This window comes from Paenibacillus ginsengihumi DSM 21568 (genome assembly GCF_000380965.1).
Classification (GTDB): Bacteria; Bacillota; Bacilli; order Paenibacillales; family NBRC-103111; genus Paenibacillus_G; species Paenibacillus_G ginsengihumi.
This window is the reverse complement of sequence record NZ_KB905553.1, coordinates 20,518-43,409: the sequence shown is the minus strand read 5'-3', so window position 1 is coordinate 43,409 and position 22,892 is coordinate 20,518. Positions and strand designations below refer to the sequence as shown.

The 22,892-nt window shown below is 60.1% G+C and carries 19 protein-coding genes; 3 read left to right on the top strand and 16 right to left on the bottom strand.

The genetic code is table 11. The features are described 5' to 3' along the window. Nucleotide 1: 1 nt before the first annotated feature. From F591_RS0104905 to F591_RS31240, 5 genes are all read right to left on the bottom strand, one after another. Nucleotides 2-1,423, bottom strand: coding sequence for a bifunctional folylpolyglutamate synthase/dihydrofolate synthase (locus F591_RS0104905; RefSeq protein ID WP_051109106.1), 1,422 nt, complete (start codon nt 1,421-1,423; stop codon nt 2-4). A gap of 48 nt (nt 1,424-1,471) precedes the next feature. Further along, a complete protein-coding gene (locus tag F591_RS0104900; RefSeq protein WP_019533472.1) occupies nt 1,472-4,141 on the bottom strand; it encodes a valine--tRNA ligase in 2,670 nt (889 codons plus the stop codon). Between the two features lie 486 nt (nt 4,142-4,627). Next, nucleotides 4,628-6,013, bottom strand: coding sequence for a LysM peptidoglycan-binding domain-containing protein (locus F591_RS0104895; protein WP_019533471.1), 1,386 nt, complete (start codon nt 6,011-6,013; stop codon nt 4,628-4,630). A 97-nt stretch (nt 6,014-6,110) separates the two neighbouring features. After that, entirely contained in the window at nt 6,111-7,001 is an 891-nt protein-coding gene (locus F591_RS0104890; RefSeq protein WP_019533470.1) for an RluA family pseudouridine synthase, read from the bottom strand. Then, nucleotides 6,998-7,162, bottom strand: coding sequence for a hypothetical protein (locus F591_RS31240; protein WP_019533469.1), 165 nt, complete (start codon nt 7,160-7,162; stop codon nt 6,998-7,000). The genes F591_RS0104890 and F591_RS31240 overlap by 4 nt, the downstream gene beginning before the upstream one ends. Nucleotides 7,163-7,388: 226 nt before the next feature. Between F591_RS31240 and F591_RS27410 the strand changes: the two genes are divergently transcribed. After that, the gene (locus F591_RS27410) at nt 7,389-8,507 is read left to right on the top strand and encodes a phosphodiester glycosidase family protein (RefSeq protein ID WP_019533468.1); all 1,119 of its coding nucleotides are present in this window, start codon (nt 7,389-7,391) and stop codon (nt 8,505-8,507) included. Between the two features lie 454 nt (nt 8,508-8,961). After that, complete coding sequence (locus tag F591_RS30010) at nt 8,962-9,714, top strand: HNH endonuclease (protein WP_083935316.1); 753 nt, start codon at nt 8,962-8,964, stop codon at nt 9,712-9,714. 44 nt (nt 9,715-9,758) lie between these two features. Here F591_RS30010 and hemL read toward each other — a convergent pair whose 3' ends face one another. From hemL to F591_RS0104835, 6 genes are all read right to left on the bottom strand, one after another. Beyond that, entirely contained in the window at nt 9,759-11,060 is a 1,302-nt protein-coding gene (hemL, locus tag F591_RS0104865; protein ID WP_019533467.1) for a glutamate-1-semialdehyde 2,1-aminomutase, read from the bottom strand. 122 nt (nt 11,061-11,182) lie between these two features. Continuing rightward, a complete protein-coding gene (hemH, locus tag F591_RS0104860; RefSeq protein ID WP_019533466.1) occupies nt 11,183-12,124 on the bottom strand; it encodes a ferrochelatase in 942 nt (313 codons plus the stop codon). Then, nucleotides 12,121-13,209 carry a uroporphyrinogen decarboxylase gene (hemE, locus tag F591_RS0104855; RefSeq protein WP_019533465.1) on the bottom strand — a complete coding sequence of 363 codons (1,089 nt, stop codon included), beginning with the start codon at nt 13,207-13,209 and terminating at the stop codon, nt 12,121-12,123. The genes hemH and hemE overlap by 4 nt, the downstream gene beginning before the upstream one ends. Nucleotides 13,210-13,530: 321 nt before the next feature. Next, nucleotides 13,531-14,472 carry a glycine betaine ABC transporter substrate-binding protein gene (locus tag F591_RS0104845; RefSeq protein WP_019533464.1) on the bottom strand — a complete coding sequence of 314 codons (942 nt, stop codon included), beginning with the start codon at nt 14,470-14,472 and terminating at the stop codon, nt 13,531-13,533. Further along, nucleotides 14,469-15,305, bottom strand: a complete 837-nt coding sequence (locus F591_RS0104840; protein ID WP_019533463.1) for an ABC transporter permease — start codon at nt 15,303-15,305, stop codon at nt 14,469-14,471. Before F591_RS0104840 ends, F591_RS0104845 begins: the two co-directional genes overlap by 4 nt. Beyond that, nucleotides 15,302-16,507 (bottom strand): quaternary amine ABC transporter ATP-binding protein, encoded by a 1,206-nt coding sequence (locus tag F591_RS0104835; protein ID WP_019533462.1) that lies wholly within the window; start codon nt 16,505-16,507, stop codon nt 15,302-15,304. Before F591_RS0104835 ends, F591_RS0104840 begins: the two co-directional genes overlap by 4 nt. Before the next feature lie 362 nt (nt 16,508-16,869). On the opposite strand from F591_RS0104835, the gene F591_RS0104830 reads away from it, so the two are divergent. After that, entirely contained in the window at nt 16,870-17,427 is a 558-nt protein-coding gene (locus tag F591_RS0104830) for a GbsR/MarR family transcriptional regulator (protein WP_019533461.1), read from the top strand. A 203-nt stretch (nt 17,428-17,630) separates the two neighbouring features. On the opposite strand, the gene hemB is transcribed toward F591_RS0104830, so the two are convergent. Genes hemB through ccsA form a run of 5 tightly spaced genes read right to left on the bottom strand, consistent with a single transcriptional unit; the run spans nt 17,631 to nt 22,886 of the window. Next, entirely contained in the window at nt 17,631-18,629 is a 999-nt protein-coding gene (gene hemB, locus F591_RS0104825) for a porphobilinogen synthase (RefSeq protein ID WP_019533460.1), read from the bottom strand. Between the two features lie 45 nt (nt 18,630-18,674). Next, the gene (gene cobA, locus F591_RS0104820; RefSeq protein ID WP_019533459.1) at nt 18,675-20,222 is read right to left on the bottom strand and encodes a uroporphyrinogen-III C-methyltransferase; all 1,548 of its coding nucleotides are present in this window, start codon (nt 20,220-20,222) and stop codon (nt 18,675-18,677) included. A 27-nt stretch (nt 20,223-20,249) separates the two neighbouring features. After that, nucleotides 20,250-21,179 carry a hydroxymethylbilane synthase gene (hemC, locus tag F591_RS0104815; RefSeq protein WP_019533458.1) on the bottom strand — a complete coding sequence of 310 codons (930 nt, stop codon included), beginning with the start codon at nt 21,177-21,179 and terminating at the stop codon, nt 20,250-20,252. An 18-nt stretch (nt 21,180-21,197) separates the two neighbouring features. Beyond that, nucleotides 21,198-22,040, bottom strand: a complete 843-nt coding sequence (locus tag F591_RS29440; protein ID WP_019533457.1) for a precorrin-2 dehydrogenase/sirohydrochlorin ferrochelatase family protein — start codon at nt 22,038-22,040, stop codon at nt 21,198-21,200. Nucleotides 22,041-22,061: 21 nt separating this feature from the next. Continuing rightward, entirely contained in the window at nt 22,062-22,886 is an 825-nt protein-coding gene (gene ccsA / locus F591_RS0104805) for a cytochrome c biogenesis protein CcsA (protein ID WP_019533456.1), read from the bottom strand. Nucleotides 22,887-22,892: the final 6 nt, after the last annotated feature.

The following is a 22,892-nucleotide window of genomic DNA, read 5'->3' as shown; positions in this document are numbered from 1 at the left end:
CTCACCAGCCTTTTTCAGAATCGCGTTGATGACAGATCCAGGAACGGACATCCCCTATCAAATACAACGTGCCTGATACGACAATCAGGTCGTCCTGTGCCGTCCAACGGCTTTTGGCAAGCTCCAAAGCCCGTTTCCAGTCCGGTTCGACGACGACTTCGACGTGCGGTCGCCCCATCTCAGCCAGCAGCGTCCGGGCCAGTCCCGCCAACGCTTCGGCAGGCGCTTTCTTCAGCCAGTCCGGCTCGGTCACGATAAGCGTATCCACTAGTGGCAGTATATGCCGCAAATATCCTTCGTGATTCTTGTTGGCCAGCATCCCCATCAAAAAATGGACTTTACCCGCCTTGTACGTCTCCCGCAGAGCCCGGGCCAGCATTTCGGCTCCCTCCGGGTTGTGGGCGCCGTCGATCACCATGAACGGCTCCTTCGATATGGTCTCCAGACGGCCCGGCCAGCGCGCGCTCTTCATGGCGGCATACAGGTCGTCGTCCTCCACGATGAAGGCGTAATATTGGCGCAGCACCTCGATCGTCATCAGGGCGACGGCGGCGTTCTTCACCTGATGCGCGCCGTTCAGACCGATCGCGACATTGTCCAGCTTGCGGAAAGGCCCTTCGAAATCGAACGACTGCTCGTCGATTGCCGCCTCCTGAAGGCTGCAGCGATAATCCCGATTTAGCAAATACAGCGTGCTTTTGCGGACGCGGGCCGCCTCCGAGACGACCTGGACCACCTCCGGCTGCTCCACCGCGCTGACGACCGGCACGCCGGCCTTGATGATGGCCGCTTTCTCCGCGGCGATCTGCTCCAGCGTATCGCCCAATATATCCATATGGTCATGCCCGATATTCGTAATGACCGAGACGACCGGTGTCACGATGTTGGTGGAATCGAGACGGCCTCCGAGCCCCGTCTCCCAGACCACATAATCGGGGTAAGCCGTGCGGGCGAAATATTCGATTGCGATGACCGTCGATATTTCGAACATCGACGGCTGTCCAAGCTCTGTCGCAGCTACCTCGTCGACCAGCGGCTTGATCTTGTTCGCTACCTTGACCAGATCGTCGTCGGAAATATCATGGCCGTTCAGGCGAATCCGCTCGTTGTACCTCTCGATGTAAGGGGATGTGAACGTCCCTACATCGTAACCGCATTGCCGGATCACCTCGGACAAATAGGCGCAGACCGAGCCTTTGCCGTTCGTGCCGGCGACATGTATGAACTTCAGCCGTCGCTCGGGGTTGCCGAGAAGCTCCATGAGCTTCTCCATCCGCTCCAGCCCCGGCTTGATGCCGGCCAGCGGAATATAGCGGGTGATCCAGCCGATCGCTTCTTGAGCCGTGCGGAAGGGCGCGGCAGAAGCGGCAGCCGCCCCGCCCGCTCCGGCATCGGATGCGGCCTGCAGGGGAGCTCGGCACATCGCCCCTGCTCCGCCGACGCGTGCTTCAATTCCTCGGTTCATCGGCGCTCATCCTTTCAGTTCGGCCATCCGCGCCGTTACTTTGTCCCGCTTGTCGGCGTAGTCGGCAAGCTTCGCCTTTTCTTCCTCGACGACCTTGGCCGGCGCCTTGGCGACGAAGCCCGGGTTGGCCAGCTTCTTCTCGATCCGCTCCACTTCGGCGTGCAGCGTCTTCAGCTCCTTCTCGAGCCTGGAAATTTCCTGGGCAATATCGATCAGCCCGGCCAGCGGCAGGAACAGCTCGGCGCCCGTCACGATGCCGGTCATCGCCTTGTCCGGCGCTTCGATTGGCAGCCCGACCTCAAGCCGGGACGTGTTGCAGAAGCGCTCCAAATAATGCTCGTTGCGGCGAACAATCGCAAGCCACTCTTCGCTGGCCGGCTTCACAAGCAGTTCGATCTTTTTGCTCATCGGCACGTTCACTTCCGCCCGGATGTTGCGAACCGAGCGAATGATGTCCATCAGCAGCTCCATCTCGCGGACGGCGTCCGGCGCTTCGAACGCCGGATCGTATTCGGGCCATGCGGCAAGCGTAATCGTCTCGCCCTCATGCGGCAGATGCTGCCAAATCTCCTCGCTGATGAACGGCATGAACGGGTGAATCAGGCGCTGTGTACGGTCCAGCACGTAGGCCAGCACCGACTGCGTCGTCTTCTTCGCCTGAGCATCCGATCCGTACAAGCTCAGCTTGCTGAATTCGATATACCAGTCGCAAAGGTCGTCCCAAATGAAGTTGTACAGCAGCCTGCCGGTTTCCCCGAACTCGTAGCTGTCTGCCAGCCGGGTCACGTCGCGGACCGTCTCGTTCAGCCGGTGGAGAATCCAGCGGTCGGCCGTGCTCAGGCTGCCGCTCAGATCGATGTCGCCGGCCGTGAAGCCTTCCAGATTCATCAGGGCGAAGCGCGATGCGTTCCATATCTTGTTGGCAAAATTGCGCGCCTGCTCGACCTTCTCCCAGCGGAAGCGCAAATCCTGCCCCGGCGTCGAGCCCGTCGAGATCATGAAGCGCATGGCGTCCGCGCCGTACTTCTCGATAACCTCCAGCGGATCGACGCCGTTGCCAAGCGACTTGGACATTTTCTGGCCGTTGGCATCGCGCACCAGGCCGTGCATGAGCACGTCCTTAAACGGAATCTCCCCGGTAAATTCAAGCGCGCTGAAGATCATCCGGGCGACCCAGAAATAAATGATGTCGTAGCCGGTGACGAGCAGGTCGGTCGGATAATACCGTTTGAAGTCCTCCGTCTGCTCCGGCCAGCCAAGCGTCGAGAACGGCCACAGCGCCGAGCTGAACCATGTGTCGAGCACATCCTCGTCCTGCTTCAGGTTGCTCGAGCCGCACTTGCTGCAGGTATGCACATCGTCGCGCGAAACGTGCGTTTCGCCGCATTCGCCGCAGTGCCAAGCCGGAATGCGATGTCCCCACCAGAGCTGGCGCGAGATACACCAATCGCGCACGTTCTCGATCCATTGCAGATATGTCTTTTCGAACCGCTCCGGCACGAAGTTGACGCCTTGGCCCGACTTCTGCGCTTCGATCGCGCGTTCGGCGAGCGGCTTCATCTTGACGAACCACTGTGTCGACAAATAAGGCTCGACGACCGCCCCGCTGCGTTCGCTATGGCCGACCTGGTGGACATGCTCCTCGATTTTGACCAGCACGCCGAGTTCTTTCATATCAGCGACGATCTGCTTCCGGCACTCGAAGCGGTCGAGCCCCTGGTATTTGCCTGCGTTCTCGTTCATTTTGCCGGATTCGTCCATGACGAGCACTTGCGGCAAATGGTGGCGGCCGCCGACCTCGAAGTCGTTCGGGTCATGCGCCGGCGTAATTTTGACCGCGCCCGAGCCGAATTCCTTCTCGACATACTCATCGGCGATGATCGGGATTTCCCGGCCGATGATCGGCAGCACGAGCGTTTTGCCGATCAGGTGCCGGTAGCGCTCGTCCTCGGGGTGAACCGCGACCGCCGTATCGCCCAGCATCGTCTCCGGGCGCGTCGTCGCCACGACGATGAATTCGTCGCTGTCTTTTACCGGATACTTCAGATGATAGAGCGCGCCCTGCACTTCCTTGTATTCCACTTCGATGTCCGACAGCGCGGTGCGCGCCGCCGGGTCCCAGTTGATGATATATTTGCCGCGGTAGATCAAACCTTTTTCATAGAGTCTTACGAAAACTTCGCGCACGGCGCGGGACAATCCCTTATCGAGCGTAAAGCGCTCGCGCGAGTAGTCCAGCGAGAAGCCCATCTTGGCCCACTGCTCGCGGATCGTGCCGGCGTAGGTTTCCTTCCAGTCCCATACTTTCTCGAGAAACTTCTCCCGCCCCAGATCATGACGGGAAATGCCTTCCTCGCGCAGCCGCTGTTCGACCTTCGTCTGCGTGGCGATGCCCGCATGGTCGGTGCCCGGCAGCCACAGGGCGTCGTAGCCCTGCATCCGCTTCATCCGAATCATGATATCCTGAAGCGTAAAATCGAGCGCATGTCCGATATGCAGCATGCCGGTTACGTTCGGCGGCGGAATGACAACCGTGTACGGCTTGGCTTCAGGACGTCTGCCCGCCTTGAAATATTGGCCCTTGAGCCAGTAATCGTACCATTTTTTCTCCGCTTCCTTCGGATCGTACTGCGTCGGCATGGACGTTGCCGCCTGCGCCTTGTTCGCTTGTTCCATACACATTCAACCTCCACATTTCGACTGGCAATGACAATAAAAAAAACCTCGCGCCGCAAAGGACGAAAGGTTTAGCTTCCGTGGTACCACCTTCATTCCGCATGGAGAAGCTGCCTTCCGATCGGCAGTCTTCCAAACGGCACTCTTTGCAGATAACGGCTGCTTCCGTCCGCAGCTTAGCCGGCGGGCGATCCCGATCTATCAGGCGCCTGGCGCAAGCTTCGATGCGGCTGCTCCGGGGCGACTTCGACGGCTTGTGTCCTGCGGGACTTCTCAGCGCCTGCTTAAGGCAGTCCCGTTCTCTGAAGGGTATCCCGTCTACTACTCCCTTTCACGGCATTTGCAAAGCATTATGCATTTATGATAAACAACATCGCCTGGAGAGTCAACATGTTGGTTATTTTTCAGTATGCCCAAAAAAAGGCCGGACAAGCCTGCTTCGGCCGTCCGGTTAAGCATTCGTCGTATTTTTATGGGCATCGCCGCTTATTTCGGGATGTAGACGATCTGGCCTTCGCTCACTTCCCCGTCGCCCAATCGATTGAATAAAGCGATCTCCCGCGGATTCATTTCGTAGCGCTTGGCGATCGACTCCAGCGTTTCTTCCTTCTGTACAATGCACAGACGCAGCCGTCTGAACTCCTGCTGCTCGTTCTTCGGGTTAAGCAGCAGCTTCTTCCATTCTACGCGGCTGTCGGCGGACAGGCTTTTGTCCTCGTCAGGGGCGGAATCCTCCTCCGGTCTCGTCTCCTGCTTCGATGAGCTTTGCTGCAACAGCGACTTCAGCCCGAGCGGTTTCTCCTCCGAAGCCGCCGACTCCTGCTCCACCTCCGCTGCTTCCCAAGACTCGGTCTTCTTGCTCCCGAAAGCGATCTTCATCTCTTTCTTCTCTTCGGACGGTGCAGCCTCCTGCGGCTCCTCCGCCTCTATGAGCACCTCGGCGTTTTCCGCCTGGGGCGGCTCGGACGGTTCAACATCCGGCGCTTTGGCCGGCTCGGCCGCGACGCTCTCGACCCGCTCGGCAGGCGCCGCGCCGAACTCCGCAGCCGGCTGCGGAGATTCCGCACCGGACTGCGCTCCCCACGGAGCGGCCGGACCCGACGGCCAGCCCGCCTGAGCGGCAGGCTCCGATTGCGGTTCCCGCGGTGCGGCCGGACCCGGCGGCCAGCCCGCCTGAGCCGCTGGCTCCGATTGCGGTTCCCGCGGTGCGGCCGGCTCCGGTTGCCGTCCCGCCTGAGCCGCTGGCTCCGATTGCGGTTCCCGCGGTGCGGCCGGCTCCGGTTGCCGTCCCGCCTGAGCCGCTGGCTCTGACCTCCATCCCGCCTGTGCCGCTGGCTCCGATTGCGGTTCCCGCGGTGCGGCCGGCTCCGGTTGCCGTCCCGCCTGAGCCGCTGGCTCTGACCTCCATCCCGCCTGTGCCGCTGGCTCCGGCTCCGCGTGCCGCCGGGGCTCGGCCACGAATACCGCTTCCTCCTCCGCCTCGCTCCATACCTCTTCGCGCCCTGAAGGGGCGATCTCCAGGCCGTTCAGCGACAGTACGCCCGTCACATTCAGACTGCGGGAAGACAAGAGATCGACATCGAAATTTTCGATCTCCACCGAAATGTCCTCCATGCGATGAACCCGGTTCAGCGGCAGCGTAATTTCAACGGGGATCAGGTGCTCCAGCATCTGCGCCGGCCGCTCTTGCTCGTCCACATACGTCCCGCTTAGCAGCAGATTGCCGCGAAGAACAGCTTGGTCACCTTGTGTAAGCACTTGAATATGGGGACTGAGCTCGATCCCTTCCAGCTCCTTGATCCCCGTTACGCCCTCGGACAAATGAACCCGTTCATAAATATCGAATCGCAAACCGTTATGTTGCTTCGCCAATGCAAGTCCTCCCTCCATATTCCCTCGTAGACATGCGCACTCTAAAACGTGGGGTGCTTCTCTGTACATGTATATGGCTGCGGAGGAAGGCGCATGACTATGAATTTTTTAGCCGTTCATAGAGGGATCGGAAATCGTCCGGCCAGTCTGCCTCTGTCTCGACAATCTCCCCAGTCCAGGGATGCGGAAAAACAAGCCGCTCCCCATGCAGCGCCTGGCGGCCCATCCCGGCATCGCGCCCGCCATACAGCGCGTCCCCGAGAAGCGGATGGCCCGCATAGCTCATATGAACGCGAATTTGATGCGTCCGGCCCGTCTCCAGGCGCAGCCTCACCAACGAAGCGGAAGGCAGCAGCTCCGCCACGGCGAAGCGGGTAACGGCCGGAGAACCGCCGGGCGATACGCGGCGGCGCGACGGATGATGCCGGTCCCGGCCGATCGGAGCGTCGATCGTGCCCTCCCGCTTGGCCAGCCGTCCTTGAACGAGCGCCGCATACAGCCGTTCCACTCGCTTCTCACGCATCGCCGCGTCGAGCGCTTGCTGGGCCCAGTTGCATTTGGCGAACAGGACGGGCCCCGTCGTCTGCTCGTCCAGCCGGTGAATATGACGCGGGCGAGCCGCTTCCCCGGCTGCCTGCAGGTGGCCGGCGACGGCCTGCAGCAGCGTGCCTTTCTCCCCCTCGAACGTCGGATGCACCTTCATGCCGGCCGGCTTCGCCGCAACCAGGCAAAAGTCATCCTCGTACAGCACGTCAATCATCGTAAAATCGGGAGCAAACGGCAGCGTCTCTTCCGGGAAAAGCTTCAGCAGCAGCCGGTTCCCCTGAAGCCGAATGCCTCCGGAATGCCAGAGGCCGGACAACCATTTGCGGCTGACCGCCGCTTGCCGGGACAGCTGCTCCAGCAGTTGTCCCGGGTCCTGCTCCGCCTTCTTCTCTGCGCTGAGCAGAACTTCCCACCACTCGCCTTTGCGTCTTGCGCCCTTCATGACCGGACTCGCTTCCGCTCTTCGGTCTCATGGCCCGTCCGTTTCCACGTTCCCGCTTCCCGGTATGCATAGAGCATGACAGCCAGCCAGCCCGCCGCAAACAGCAGCATGAATAAGGCCAATTCCAGCGTCACGCCGTAAAAGTTGTATCTCTCCAGCATCGGTGTCCTCCAAGCATCCTTAGTCTTCGTACCGCCATTGTAGCAGACTGCGTGCTTGATGCCAAAAGCCATCCTGTCTTGATAATTCGACGAAGCTCATCGGCGAATTTTCAATACCGCAGGTGACGGATCCGTAGAAGCTACTAACGCCTCTCCCCTATATGGTAGAATAGTAGCGATTTGGGTTTTGGGTAAATTCTACGAATTGCAGGGGGAGTGATCGGCCTTGAACATAGCCTTTCGGCCGCAGCGCAGGCGGAGCCGCATCAAGCGAACGCTTCTCCTGATCGTTATTATCCTGTTCGTTACGTCGGGATTCCTGTATTTGACCGGACCCGGAACCGATATTCGCGTCTTTTTGGCGCAGACCGTCATTTCGACGCAGCATCGCAGCTGGGCTTGGATTTTGGTCGGAGCCGAGCGGCGCGACCGGATGGTCGAGGAGCTGCAGCAGGCGACGGAGCGGGCCGCCGCCGAAAAGCAGGATCTGCGTCTCGTACAGGTGAAGCGCCGGTCCATCGACGAGCTGATCAAGGTCGAAGACATTCAAGGCGACTATTGGGTCGGCAAAAAGATGTACGTATACGACCCGACTACGATTCGCGTAATGACACCGGCTCATGCGGGGGAGGGCGAGCGGATCACCTCCATGGTCAAGCGCACGGGGGCAATAGCGGGCGTCAACGGCGGAGGCTTTACCGATCCGGAAGGGCTCGGCAACGGCTTCGCGGCCATCGGTGCCATCCTGTCCGGCGGGGACATCGTTTTCACCGATCAGGACGGCAGCGTCAAGCAGCACATCGTTGGCTTCACCAAGGAAGGGCAGCTTGTCATCGGCAAATACGATATGTTCGAACTGAGGGAAATGGGGGTCACGGAAGCGGTCTCGTTCTATCCGCGCACGATTGCCAACGGCAAGCCGCTGATTACGAGCGGCGACGGCGGTTGGGGCCGGGCGCCGCGCACAGCCGTCGGACAGCGGGCGGACGGGACCGTCATCTTCGTCGTTATCGACGGCCGGCAGCCGCACAGCATCGGCGCTACGCTTCGGGAGGTGCAAGACCTGCTGCTGGCCGAGGGCGCAGTCAACGCAGGCTTCCTCGACGGAGGCGCATCGTCCGAAATGGTCGTTGGCGGCGAGCTGGTGACGAAGCCGTCCAGCCGGTATGGCGAACGGCGGCTTCCTTCCGCCTTCCTCGTCTATGACAACCCGGACAAGGTCAAGGCGCACCGCCCGTGGGACGGCGTCGACGAGATCGATCCGGGCGGTTCGTACGACCATCCCGAGTTTCTGCGCGAGCAGGCCGAGAAGCGGGTGCGTCGGTCAAGCAATGCGTCGTATTAGCCGGCCGCAGCCGCAGCCGCAGCCGGAAGCCGCGCCTTGCCGAACGGACCGTTCCCCCGACCGAACCGCCGCTGTAAAGGTGGGAAAACCGCGGCGTGTGAAGGCGCGGCGCCGCCTGACCTCGGTCAGGCAAGGTGGCGGCACCGGTCATGAATATTGAAGCCGTGCGATTCGCGCACAAGGAGGCCGTCCGTTCTTCGGACAGAGCCTCCTTTTTGCTGCAGGCGCATGCTCCGGCGGCGGGCCGCACAAGGGCGCGGAGCACCCAATTGCGGGGAGCTCATCGCCATATCGCATTTCCGCCAGCCCAAGCCTCATCTCTCACCAGCTATAACCAAAATTTCCCCTCCGCTCTTTTCGGAGGAACGGCATATGCTTGCGAAGGCGAATTGATGTACAATAATCATAAAGCCATCGAAAGATCGGAAATCCGTCATAGACTCGAGGTGACATCATGGACCAGATACCTCAAAGCGAAGCTTCCCCGGACGAACCGGCAGCCGGAGCGGCAGAAGCAGCGGAAACAGTGGAAGCACACAGCCGATATAAAACGTGCGCGCACTGCAAGCGCGTGCGGCCGCTGTCTGAATTTTTGCGCCGTACCGGCCGCAGATCGGGCAAAGGCTCGCGCCGCGGCGCCTGCCGCGCTTGCCGCCAGCAGAAGCGGAGCGGCCGCACCCAGCCGCCTGAAGCCGGACCTGCGGCCGCAGGACGGCAGTCAGGCCCGGGACCGGCCGACGGACAGATCGCTGCGGCTCCAAGGCCGCCGGTCCGTCCGCTCGCCCGACGCCCGCTTCCGGCTCCGCCGCCTGTGCCGAAGGGGCTCGACGTGTCAGTGCTGAGGCCTACCCGCAGCGGGCACATATGGATGCGCGGCAAAACGGACAAAGGCCGCAGATGGCAGCAGGAAACCGACCTGGAGCTGGCGATCACCCTTGTCAAGGAGCACGCGGCCATCGTCGTCAACCGGCACACGATCCGCCGATTGTACAGCAACAAGAAATTCCGCCGCTATATATTGACCCGCGATCGGTATACCTGTTTCTATTGCGGCGGATACGGCGATACGATCGATCACTTGCTGCCGCGGGCCAAGGGCGGCCATACGACCCCGGTCAATTGCGTCTGCGCCTGCAGCTTGTGCAATCAGAGCAAGGCGGACCGCAGCGTGGACGAGTTTATGTCAGATAACGCAACAAGGGGCTGAATCTCCGATCCGCCCGATCGTGCCGGAGACAGCCCCTTTTGCCGTTACAATTGTTTTAACGCCTCGTAATGCGCTTCGATCGTCTTCTCAATATCGTCATCCGTATGCGCGGTCGAGACGAACATCCCTTCAAATTGCGAAGGCGCAATCGAGATGCCAAAATTCAGCAGATTGGCGAAATAGCGGTTGAACCGCTGCAGATCCGATTGCTTGGCCGTCTCGTAATTAATGACCTTCGCCTCCGTGAAGAACGGACAGATCATCGAACCGACCCGGTTGATCGTCGAGGCAATGCCAAGCTCCTTGGCGTTGGCCGCGAAGCCTTCCTCCAGCCTCGCCGCTTTTCGCTCCAGCTCCTCGTATACGCCGGGCTCGCCGAGCAGCTTCAGCGTCGTGTAGCCTGCCGCCATCGCCAACGGATTGCCGGACAGCGTGCCGGCCTGATAGATCGGCCCGGCCGGCGCGATCTGCTCCATAATCTCCCGCTTGCCGCCGTAAGCGCCGACAGGCAGACCGCCGCCGATGACTTTGCCGAGCGTCGTCAAATCCGGAGTGACGCCGTACAGCCCCTGCGCGCAGTTCAGTCCGACGCGGAAGCCCGTCATCACCTCGTCGAATATTAACAGGCTTCCGTACTTGCTCGTCACGTCTCGCAAGCCCTGCAAATAGCCGGGAAGCGGCGGAACGACACCCATATTGCCGGCGACCGGCTCCACGATGACCGCGGCGATCTCCTCGCCGAACTTCTCGAACACGAGCTTGATCGAATCGAGATCGTTGTAAGGCACCGTAATCGTATTTGCGGCGACGCCATCCGGCACGCCGGGGCTGTCCGGCAGGCCGAGCGTCGCAACGCCAGAACCCGCCTTGATCAGCAGCGAATCGGCGTGCCCGTGATAACAGCCTTCGAACTTGACGATTTTGCTGCGCCCGGTATAGCCGCGGGCGAGCCGCAGCGCGCTCATCGTCGCCTCCGTCCCGGAGTTGACCATGCGGACGAGCTCAATCGACGGGACGCGCTCGGCCACCAGCTTGGCCATCTCCGTCTCCAGCTCCGTCGGCGCGCCAAAGCTGGTGCCTGCCTCCGCGGCCCGCTGCACCGCTTCGACTACCCGCGGATGAGCGTGGCCGACGATCAGCGGCCCCCAGGAGCCGACGTAGTCGATAAATTCGTTGCCGTCGATATCCCAGACGCGCGAGCCTTGCCCCCGGGATATGAACAAGGGAGTCAGGCCTACCGATTTGAATGCCCTGACAGGGCTGTTGACCCCTCCGGGAATGTACCGCTTCGCTTCCGCAAAGGCGGCCGCCGATTTGGCATCGGACCGGATGCGTTGTTCGTTCATCGTCTCCACCTACACCTTTTACGATATAATAACCGAAATGCAGAAAAAGCCGGCAGCAGCCAAGCCGCTGCCTCAGGCGCTGCCGACACTGGCGATATGGCGACGGCAGCACCCTTCGCCTGTTACTTCGCAGCCCACTGCTCGTATATGACTTCGCTCAATGCTTCCATATACAGCGGGTCGGTATTCAACGAACGCGTCCGTTCGAGATGAATCCCCAGCCCGCGTGCCGTCTGCTGCGCTTCGATATCGATATCGTACAGCACCTCCAGATGGTCCGAAACGAACCCGACCGGGCAGACGATCACATGCTCCACCGCTTCTTCTTTCTTGATATTGCGCAGGATGTCCAAAATATCCGGACCAAGCCAAGGTTCCTTCGTCCTGCCCGCGCTTTGCCAGCCGAATTGCCAGTTCGTGATTCCCGTTCGTTCGGCCACCGTTTTGGACGTCTCCATCAGTTGGTCCACATACGGGTCGCCCATCTCCAATATTTTCTCGGGCAGGCTGTGCGCGGTGAAAATGACCCGCACCTGCTCGCGGCCGACGTTCCCGAAGCGCGCCATGCATTCTTCCACGCGCAGGGAGAGCGCTTCGATCAGCTTCGGATGCAGGTGGTAGCTCTTCACGAAACGGATGCGCTCAAGGCCCAGCTCATCCGCCTTTTCCTTGGCCCGCTTCATATAGCCGCCTACGCTCATGACCGAATAGTGGGGAGCCAGCACAACGCCGACCGCCTCTTTGATGCCGTCGCGCACCATTTGCTCGACGCCGTCCTCGATGAACGGCGGCGCATGCTTCAGCCCCTGATAACAGGAAAAAGCGATCTGAGGATATTTCTCGTTCAGTCTGGCTTCAAGCGCTTGCACCTGCTTATTCGTATTCTCCCTGAGCGGAAAGACGCCTCCGACGATCGCCTCGTACCGTTCCGTCAGCTCGCGCAGCTGTTCCGGCGTCGGAGGATGTCCCCTGCGGATATGCGTATAATAAGCCTCTATTTGATCAAGACTTTCGGGAGTTCCGTACGACATCACAAGGATGCCGATTTTTTCTTTATTCGTCATGACGATGCACCGCTTTTCTGTACGGCGGCGGCCGGCTCTCCCGCCTGGCCGACCATTCCGCCGGAATATTCGTGAATGAACTCGGTCAGCCGCTGCAGCTTGTCGATCGAAGCTTCCGGGAACAGGCCGTGGCCGAGGTTGAAAATGTAGCCGGGCTCCTTGATGCCTTCGTCGATAATCGCCCGGGCTTGCGACTCGATCAGCTCCATCGGTGCCGTCAGCACGTAAGGATCGAGATTGCCCTGCACGGCAAAGCCGCCGCCTGTCCGGCGCCGCCCTTCCTCAATGCTCACGCGCCAGTCGAGTCCGATCACATCAGCCTTCACGTTGCGCAGAGCAGGCAGCAGCTCGCCCGAGCTGACGCCGGGGAAATAAATTTTGGGCTCCGTCAAATCGCTCAGCCCTGCGAAAATGCGTTCGATCGTCGGCAGCACGTACGTCTTGAAATCAGCCGGCGACAGCGCCCCGACCCAGCTGTCGAACAGCTGCACCGCCTTGGCCCCGGCAGCGATATGCGAGCGCAAATAAGCAATGACCATGTCTCCGAGCTTCTCCATCAGCTCGAACCAGACGGCCGGCTCGCCGTACATCAGCTCTTTGGTGCGAATGTAGCTCTTCGACGGCTTCCCTTCGATCAGATAGCTGGCCAGCGTAAACGGCGCTCCGGCGAATGAGATCAGCGGCACCTTGAGCTCGGCCGCCAAAATCTCGATCGTGCGCAAAATATGCGGCAAATCGCCTTCGACGTCGATCGGCTTCAGCCGGCGCACGTCCTCCGCGCTGCGGATCGGGTTATGAATGACCGGACCGATGTTCTTCACGATATCGAAATCGATGCCGATCGAGGCCACCGGATTCATGATATCGGAATACAGGATCGCCGCATCGACGCCGAGCTTGCGAACCGGCATCATGGTCACTTCGGCCGCAAGCTCCGGCTGCTTGCAAATGTCCAGCAAACTGTATTTCTCCTTGATCTTGCGATAGTCCGGATCGTACCGCCCCGCCTGCCGCATATACCATACCGGCACATGATCGACAGGCTGTTTTCTGCATGCGCGTATAAACGTATCGTTGTAGCTCATGACCGCTTCCTCTTTTCCGGCAACTTCCATTAGTATAACTAACATTATGCCCTATTTGTCAGGGAGTAACAACATATGCGCCGCCGGGTTTTCCGACAAATGTTTGACAACCAATTGCTGGCTCTCTCTCGCCATTTTTATCTTCTGGTGGTGCCGTGCCAGCGGCATGGGCGTCTCTCTTGAAAATTTGGCGGTAACACTGGGCCGAAAATCGCACTTCGCTTTAACGCTTCAGCGAAATTCAACTTCCTGCCACGTTACGAAAAACGCCCCGTATCCCTGGGGAATACGGGGGCGCTTGCACCTCGATACGGGCTGGAGTTACTTGATTTTCAGATCCTCAATGGAGTTCAGCGGAACGTAGCTCGGCACGACGAGGCCGATCTTCGTACCGTTCAGGTTCGGACCGAGATCCTCGACCTGATCCTTGAACTTCTCGTAGTAATCCTTGTGCGTCGTCGGCAGCCAAGCAGCCACGATCGCATCGGCGTCGCCGCCGGCGACACCGGCCCACATCGGGCCCGCTTCAACCTGCATCAGCTGCACCTTATATCCGATGCGAGACTCCAGCACTTCCTTGACCACGTTCGTGCTGGCAATCTCCGAATCCCAGGCGACATAAGCGAGCTTAAGCGACTTGCCCTCGGCCTTCGGAACGTCCTTCACCCATTCGTCCACCTTGGCCGCATTCTCCTCCACCCACTTTTTGGCTGCTGCTTCAGGCTTCTCGCCATCTTGAATGCTGACCATCACCTTCGCCATATCATCCGGCGTCCATTCGAAACGGTCAAGCACGTCGTAAGCGGACGGATGCTCGTCCTTCAGCCCTTTGCGCACGATCGTATGGATCTGCTCGTCGCCGCCGTACACATTTTTCGGGTCTTCCAAGTACTTCAGATCATATTTGGCGAATTTCCAGTGGGGCGTCCAGCCGGTCACGATAATCGGCTTTTTATCTTTATACGCTTTATCCAGAGCCGCAGCCATGGCCGTGCCGGAGCTTTCAACCAGCTTCCAATCCGACAGTCCGTATTCCTCAAGCGCCTTGGCCGTCGACTGCATGATGCCGGCGCCAGGGTCGATGCCGATGATTTCGTATTTCAACTCTTTGTTGACGGCAGCGATGGACGCGTTCTCCCCGCCGCCGGCTTGCGGCGTTTCTCCACCTGCTGGCTCCGACTGCTTAGTCCCGCAACCGGCAATGACCAGGCATCCTGTCAACATGAGCGAAAGTGCCGTTTTTCCAAATACGTTCAGTTTCATTTCGAAGATTTCCCCCTTGTTTTAATCGCTTTTTGCGTCAAACGGTCCAGCAAAATCGCAACGATAACGACAGCCAGTCCCGCTTCAAAGCCTTCACCTATTTTGAGCTGGGTAACGGCGCGGTATACTTCCGTTCCGAGCCCCTGGGCGCCGATCATCGCCGCGATAACGACCATCGACAGCGACAGCATGATCGTCTGGTTGATACCGGCCATAATCGTCGGCATAGCCAGCGGCAGCTGCACCTTGAACAGCTTCTGTCCGGCGGTAGAGCCGAAGCTGTCGGCCGCCTCGGTCAGCTCGGCCGGAACTTGGCGGATGCCGAGGTTCGTCAGCCGGATCGTCGGCGGTACCGAGAAAATGACCGATGCGATAACGCCCGGCACGACGCCGAGTCCGAAAAAGGCCACCGCCGGGATAAGATAGACGAACGCCGGCATCGTCTGCATGAAATCCAGCATCGGTGTCATCACGTTGCTGACGGAAGGCCGCTTGGCGCACAATATCCCGACAGGCAATCCGAACACGATGGAAAGGACGGCGGAAGTCATGACGAGCGCCAGCGTATCGATCATGCCGTCCCACAGCTCGAGGTTCTGAATCAGCAGCAGTCCGGCCAAAGCGAACACGCCGAGCGGCCAGCGCCCGAGCCGGTAAGCCAGCGCCGCCAGCAGGACAGCGAGCAGCAGCGGCGGGATGAAATGAAACACCGCCGAGAACACGTCGACCGTCCCTTCAATAATAAGAGCAAGAAAATCGAACAGGAACGCGCAGTACTCCTCCAGCCAATCGACAACACTCTCGACAATCGAAGCGATAGGAAGCTTGCTCATCGTATGTCAGCCCCCCCTTCGTCGTTCGAGCGGAGACTGCCGGCCAAGGCGCCGAGCACCGCGCCGCGGACGATGACCCCCTTGAGCCGCCGCTCCTCGTTCACCACTGCAACGGGCACGCGGGTCGTGCCGACCAGCTCGAACAGATCGTTCAGCAACGTATCCGGCGTGACGCACGGAACGTCGCGGATCATGATTTCCTCCAGTCTTTTGCCTTCCTTGACTGCCTGCGACGCGTCGTCGGCCGTGAGTACGCCGAGCAGCGTCCGCGCCTTGTCCACGACGAACAGGTTGGAGATCCCGTTGTCCCTCATCAGCTGCAAAGCTACGCGCGGGCCGCCGCGATCAAGCGTGATCGCCTCCGGCCGGCGCATAATATGCGCTGCCGTCAGCACCCGGGAAAGATCGACGTCTTCGACGAACTTCTCGACGTACTCGTCGGCGGGACGGATCATGATCTCCTCAGGCGTCCCGATCTGAACGATCGAGCCGTCCTTCATCAGCGCGATCCTGTCCCCGATGCGCAGCGCCTCGTTCAAATCGTGGGTAATGAAAATAATCGTCTTCTTGAGCTTTTCCTGCAGCTCCCTCAGCTCTTCCTGCAAATCTTTGCGAATGAGCGGGTCCAGCGCGCTGAACGCTTCGTCCATCAGCAGCACGTCCGGATCGTTGGCCAGCGCCCTGGCCAGTCCGACCCGCTGCTGCATGCCGCCGCTGAGCTGATCGGGATAACTGTCTTCCCAATCGGCAAGACCTACGAGCTGCAGCGACTCCCGCGCTTTATTGCGCCGGACCGATTTGGGCACGCCCTGAATTTCCAGGCCAAATTCCACATTCTCTGCCACCGTCTTGTGAGGAAGCAAAGCGAACTTCTGGAAAACCATGCTCATCTGCTTGCGGCGCAGCTGCCTGAGACGTTCGTCGTTCATGGCGACGATATCTTCACCCCGGATCAAAATATGTCCCGACGTCGGCTCGATCAGCCGGTTGAGCATGCGGATCAGCGTCGACTTGCCGCTCCCCGACAGCCCCATGATGACGAAGATTTCCCCTTCGTTCACCGTAAAGCTTGCCCGATTGACGCCGACTGTCAGCTTCGTTTCTTTAAAAATTTGCTGCTTGGACATTCCTTTGCGAAGCAGCGGTACCCCCCTTTCGGGATTCGTTCCGAATATTTTCGTCAGTTCCTTGACTTCGATCATGTAACCCCCTGCACCTCTTTTCCTTCAAAACGAAAATAGCGATTCGCCGCAAAGCCGTGAGGCTCGCAGCCACCGAATTCCGTCCTTATGGACGCCAAGCGGATGGAGAGGAATTTCCGCGGAGCGCCATTTTAGCAATCATAGTACAAAGTTTACTTGCATGTTTATTCCAAGTCAAAAGTTATATTCGTTCATATCGTTTATTCAGTAAAAACTTTACGTACTTTACGTACAATATACTCCGATATACTCCCTTTTCCTAACCGATCACCATCTTTACTTTCCGCAACTTGTTTCATAAAATAAAGTGTACGACTTGCCGACTATTGTCGGTCGAGCACAGCTCCAGGAGGCAGAGAACAATGACGGAGTGGACGGGCTTGTCCCGCGAGCAATCCGACGCCATTCAGAAAGCCCGCAAGCGGGTCATCGAATCGATCGGTAAAAACATGGACTTATACGGCGTTACGTTATCTACGGGCCATCTGTACGGCATGATGTTCTTTCAAGATAAACCGATGACGCTCGACGATATGGGCGAGGGCATGGGCATGAGCAAGACGAGCATGAGCACGGGCGTCCGTACGCTGCTCGACCTGAAGATGGTTCACAAGGTGTGGGAGAAAGGAAGCCGCAAAGACCTGTATGAAGTTGAGTCGGACTGGCATCAGACGTTCGCGGACTATTTCGTCATCAAGTGGCGCAAATCGGTGGAAATGAATCTTCAGGCGGTTCGCAAATCGCTCGCGGAGCTGGAACGGCTGGCCGCAAGCGATCCGGACAATGCGGAACTGCAAGAGGTAATCGCCAAAGATCAGGCCAAAATGAAGGAGGCCGTCAAGTATTATCTTTGGCTTGAGCGGCTGATCGATACGTTCGAGAACGGGGACATCTATCAGCTCGTTCCCAAGGAAGAATAGGCGACAAGCGAAGCCGCGCCGCAGCGCAAAAAACGCGCCCGAAGGGAAAGTTCCTTCGGGCGCGTTTTTTTTGGAACGCTGCAGAACGTTTAACTTTGCTGAAGCGATAAAGCGAAGTGCGACTTTCTGTACCAAGAAAAACAACCGCGAAAGCCGCGGTCGCTCCTCCTTGAATGGGGCTTCGGTATATGTTTTCTTAGCGCTTAGGATCGAAGCCAGCGGGCGATATCTTTGGCAAAATACGTAATGATGAGATCGGCTCCGGCCCGTTTGAAGCCGGTCATCGTCTCCAGCACGATCGCCTTCTCGTCGATCCAGCCGCTTGCCGCCGCAGCCTTGATCATCGAAAACTCGCCGCTGACGTTGTAGGCGACGATCGGGTGAAGATAGCGGTCGCGCAGCGCGCGGATCATGTCCATGTACGCCAGCGCCGGCTTCACCATCAGCATGTCGGCCCCTTCGGCCGCGTCGGAATCCGCCTCGCGCAGCGCCTCGCGCGCGTTGGCCGGGTCCATCTGATATGTCTTGCGGTCGCCGAACTGCGGCGCCGAATTGGCCGCGTCACGGAACGGGCCGTAGAAGGAAGAGGCGTATTTGACGGCGTAGGACATGATCGGCACGTTCTCGTAGCCTGCTTCGTCCAGCCCCCGGCGAATCGCCTGCACGAAGCCGTCCATCATGTTCGACGGCGCGATGATATCCGCTCCCGCCTCGGCCTGGGAGACGGCCGCCTTGACCAGCAGCTCGAGCGACGGATCATTCAGGACGTCCGCTTGCCCCTTGCGCTCGTCGTAATGAACGACGCCGCAGTGGCCGTGATCGGTAAATTCGCAGAGACACGTATCCGCAACGACGAGCAGCTCCGGATTCAGCTCCTTGATGCGGCGCGTCGCCTGCTGCACGATGCCGTTCGCATCGTATGCGCCGCTGCCGTGCGCGTCCTTGGCGCCGTGATCCTCGACGCCGAACAGCAGCACGGCCTGGATGCCGAGTTCGGATACTTCCCGAATCTCTTCTTCCAGGCGGTCGAGCGACCATTGATAGACGCCGGGCATGGAAGGAATTTCGTTCTTGATCCCTTCGCCCCGCACGATAAAAATCGGATATATGAGATCGTTCACCGTCACCGCATGCTCGCGCACCAAATTGCGCATGGCCGCCGAGCTGCGAAGACGGCGGTGTCTTACGATCGGATAGGACATTGCCGCATCCTCCTTTATCTTGGGAGTAACGTCGTTTTCAAATACCTACTGCCCGCCGCCGGGGTACGGCCTGCACAGACTGGCGACGAGCGAATCGATCGTCGCCTCCTCCGCCACGTCGGAGGCAGGCAGCCCCGCCTGAGCCAGCGTCTCGGCCGTCTTGTGGCCGATGCTGGCGATTCTACAGCTGCGCAGCAGCTCCCGGGGATTGCCTGCCCCGGCCAGCTCCAGCGCCTTCAGCAGATTCGTCACCGTGGAGGAGCTGGTAAACGTCACCGTGTCGATCTTCCCTTCGCGCAGCAGCTCCAGCACTTCTTCGCCGCCCTCGCCGTCCAGCACCGTCTCGTACATATCGATCTTCGTCACATCGAGCCCGAGGGCATTTAAGCCCTGCTGCAGCGTATCTCTGGCGATATTGGCCGTCGGCAGCAGCACTTTCTGTCCGGGAACGAGCAGCCCCTGCACCGCTTCAAGCAGCGCTTCCGCCTGGAACACGGCCGGCAGCAGCTCGCAGAGCAGTCCCCGCTTAAGCAGCGCTTCTTCGGTTTTCGGGCCGACTGCGGCGATCCGGGCGCCAGCGAGCGCCCGAATATCGATGCGAAGCTCGCGTAGCCGGGCGAAAAAATGCTCCACGCCGTTCACGCTCGTGAACATGACCCAGTCGTACTCGGCCAAACGGCGCAACGCCTCGTCCCTGCGGTCGGCAGCTTGCGGGTCGGAAGCAGGCTGCGTGCGGATAACCGGAAATTCGACGGGCTCGCCGCCGAGCTCTTCGATCTGCGCAGAGAGGTCGCTCGCCTGAGAACGGGCGCGGGTGACGAGAATCCGCCTCCCGAACAGCGGCTTTTTCTCGAACCAGGCCAGCTTCTCCCTCAGCTTGACCACTTCGCCTACGATCGTCACGGCCGGCGATTGGAAGTTCGCCGACCGCACCTTCTCCACGATGTCCGCCAGCGTGCCGGTCAGCGTCTGCTGCTCCATCCACGTCCCCCAACGGATCAGGGCGACCGGCGTGTCCGGCGACTTGCCGCACTGCATCAGCTGAGAGCAAATATGCTCCAGATTCGCCACACCCATCAGGAAAATGAGCGTGCCTGAAGCCTGGGCCAAATTTTCCCAATTAACGTTAGTATACGTTTTGTTCTTGTATTCATGTCCTGTTACGATCGAGAAGGAGGACGTGAAATCGCGGTGCGTCACCGGAATGCCCGCGTATGCCGGAACGGCGATCGCCGATGTGATGCCAGGCACGATCTCGAACGGAATGCCGCGCTCCCACAGCGCTTCCGCTTCTTCCCCAACGCGCCCGAACACGCTGGGATCGCCGCCCTTCAGCCTGGTGACGACCCGGCCCTGAAGCGCCAATTCGACCAGCAGCCGGTTGATATCCTCCTGCTTCATCGAATGCTTGTCGGGCAGCTTGCCGACAAATATTTTTTCCGCTCCAGGCTTCATATGCTTCAGGAGACGCGGGCTGGCCAGACGATCGTAGACTACGACATCAGCCCGCCGGATCGCCTCCAGCCCGCGAATAGTAATCAGCTTCGGATCCCCGGGGCCGGCTCCGACCAAATAAACGATCCCTTTACTCATAGGCCGTTCTCCTCCACTCGTCTTTCGCTAGTTGGCGAGAAGGCGCGCAGCCCCCCGCTCGATCAGCGCCTCTGCTACCGCCAGTCCCAATTGATCCGGATCGGTTCCGGTCAGCGTCTCCTTAAGCATCTGCGTCCCGTCCGGCGAGCCAACCATGCCGCACAGCTCGATCGTCCGGGCTCCGTTCTCTTCCTTCCACTGGGCGTAGGCTCCAATCGGCACTTGGCATCCGCCGTTGAGCCTGCCAAGGAAGCGCCGCTCGGCGGCGACCGCCGTTTCGGTCGGCTCATGCCGCAGCGCGCTCAGCACCTGCCGCACGAATTCGTCGTCCTCCCGGCATTCGATGCACAGCGCCCCCTGCCCGACAGCGGGAAGGCAAAGCGCCGGGTCGATATATTCGGTGATGCGCTCCTGCCAGCCGACGCGGTGAAGCCCGGCCGCCGCCAGCACGATGGCGTCGAAACCTTCCGTCTCCAGCTTGCGCAGCCGCGAATCGATGTTGCCCCGGATCGGCTCCAGCTGCAGGTCCGGCCGCGCATGCAGCAGCTGGCTGGAGCGACGCAGGCTGCTCGTGCCGATCTTGGCTCCTGCCCGCAAGTCCAGAAACGTCGTCGCTTCTCTTGCGATCAGACAATCGCGCGGATCCTCCCGCTGCGGAACCGCTCCGACGATCAAGCCGTCCGGCAGCTCGAACGGCATATCTTTCATGCTGTGAACGGCGATATCGATCTCCCCGTCCAGCATCGCCTGCTCGATTTCCTTGACGAACAGCCCTTTGCCGCCGACCTTGGACAGCGTTACGTCAAGAATCCGGTCCCCCTTCGTCACGATCTTCTTCAGCTCGAATTCGGCTTCGATGCCCCGCTCCCGGCACAGCTTGTTCAGCTGCTCCACGGTTTGGCCTGTTTGCGTAAGGGCGAGCGCGCTTTGGCGCGTGCCCACGATAATTTTGCGCATGAACTCCCTCCAGAGTGGCTATTGATTGTCCGGCAGCAGGCTGTTCAGCCAGCGGGCGATGCGCCCCATGCCTTCCGCGGTCGGCTCCGCTGCCGCCATGTCCACGAGCTGCGCGCGCCGCTCCGGCGTCAGCCGGCCGGCGCGCAGCAGCTCCGGCAGCGGCCAGTCGAGCATCGCGCGGAAAATGTCCGCCCGCGCTGCGCCGCGCGCGCCGTGTGAGGCGTCTGCGGCAGGCGCAGGGACCGCGCCGTGTGCGCCATCTGCGGCAGGCGCAGGGACCGCGCCGTGCGCGCCATCCGCACTGCGCGCGGCGCCTGCGGCACGCTGCTGCACGACGCCGCGCAGCTCGTGCAGCAGCTCCAGGTACGGCGCGTATTCCTCGCCGTACGCCGCCTCCAGTTGCCGCTTCAGCTTCGCGGCAACCGCCGGGCTCGCTCCCGCCGTCGCGACCGCAAGCGTCAGCCGGCCCCGCCGCACGACGGCCGGCACATGAAACCCGCTCGCCTCCGGCGCGTCGGCGGCGTTCGCCAGCTTGCCGAGCTTCCGCGCCTCGGCAAGCACAGCCTTGTTCACCGCCGCGTCGTCGGTCGCGGCGAAGACGAGCCGCGCCTCAGCGAGCGCGGCCAACCCGGGCGCATACGGGCGCAGCAGAGCCCGTATGCGCCCCTCCGCGGCCAAGGCGCTGAGCCGCGGCGTCAGGCGGGGGCTGACAACCGTGACGTCCGCCCCCGCGGCCAGCAGCCCCGCCGCCTTGCGCTCGCCGACGCGGCCGCCGCCGATGACGACGCATGGCTCGCCGGTCAAATCCAGCATCACCGGATACAGCGGCCGAACTTCGGCCCGATGGCTTCGCTCGCTCATGCCGATCTCCTCCCTATGGCCTCAAGACCATTGATGAAACGAAGAATATACATTCGAGAAGGCGATATTCAGCACCATAATGACGAACGCAGCCAAATTCCACAAAGCCAGCCGGTTGCCGGGCATTTTCAGCAGCCCGCGCTGAAATATGTAGAACAGGTAGGCCAGCAGCACGAACCAGGAGTTGATCACCTTCGGATCGAAGAACATGGACGGCTCGCCCTGCAGCGAAATCCAGACGAAGCCGAGCGTCATGGCGGTCAGCAGCAGCGGCGTTCCCGCCGCGACCGCTACCATGGCATAGCGCGACATTTTCTCCAGGCTGGGCAGCCGCTTCATCTGAGCGGACCACTGCTTGTCTTTCAGCTTGCGGTGCAAAAACAGGTACATGCCCGAGAAGACGGCCGAGACGACGAAAGCGGCATAGCTGGCCACCGACAGCGACACGTGAACGAACAGCAGCTCGTCGTTAATATTCCAATGTGCCAATGTCGGAGAGACGTTCGGATTGCTGAAAAAATTCAAAGCAAGAATCGCAAAGCCGAACAGGTTCACCAGAAAGACGAACAGCTCGATCCGAAAGAAACGGTTTACGACAAGCGATATGGCAACGAGCAGCCACGAAAGCAAAAACAGCGTTTCGAATCGCGATAGCGTCGCCAGCCCGCCGCGGACGAACAGGCTGTATATCAAATAGACCGTCTGCAGCACCCATACAAACGAAAGCAACCCTGTCCCCATCCGTTTCGCGCTTCGGTTCGGACCGACGAAGTCCGAGAAGTAAAACAGGAGGCTCAGGGCGTAGATATAAATAATGGAATCATAGAACCAGCCTTGCGTGACCATCGGCGA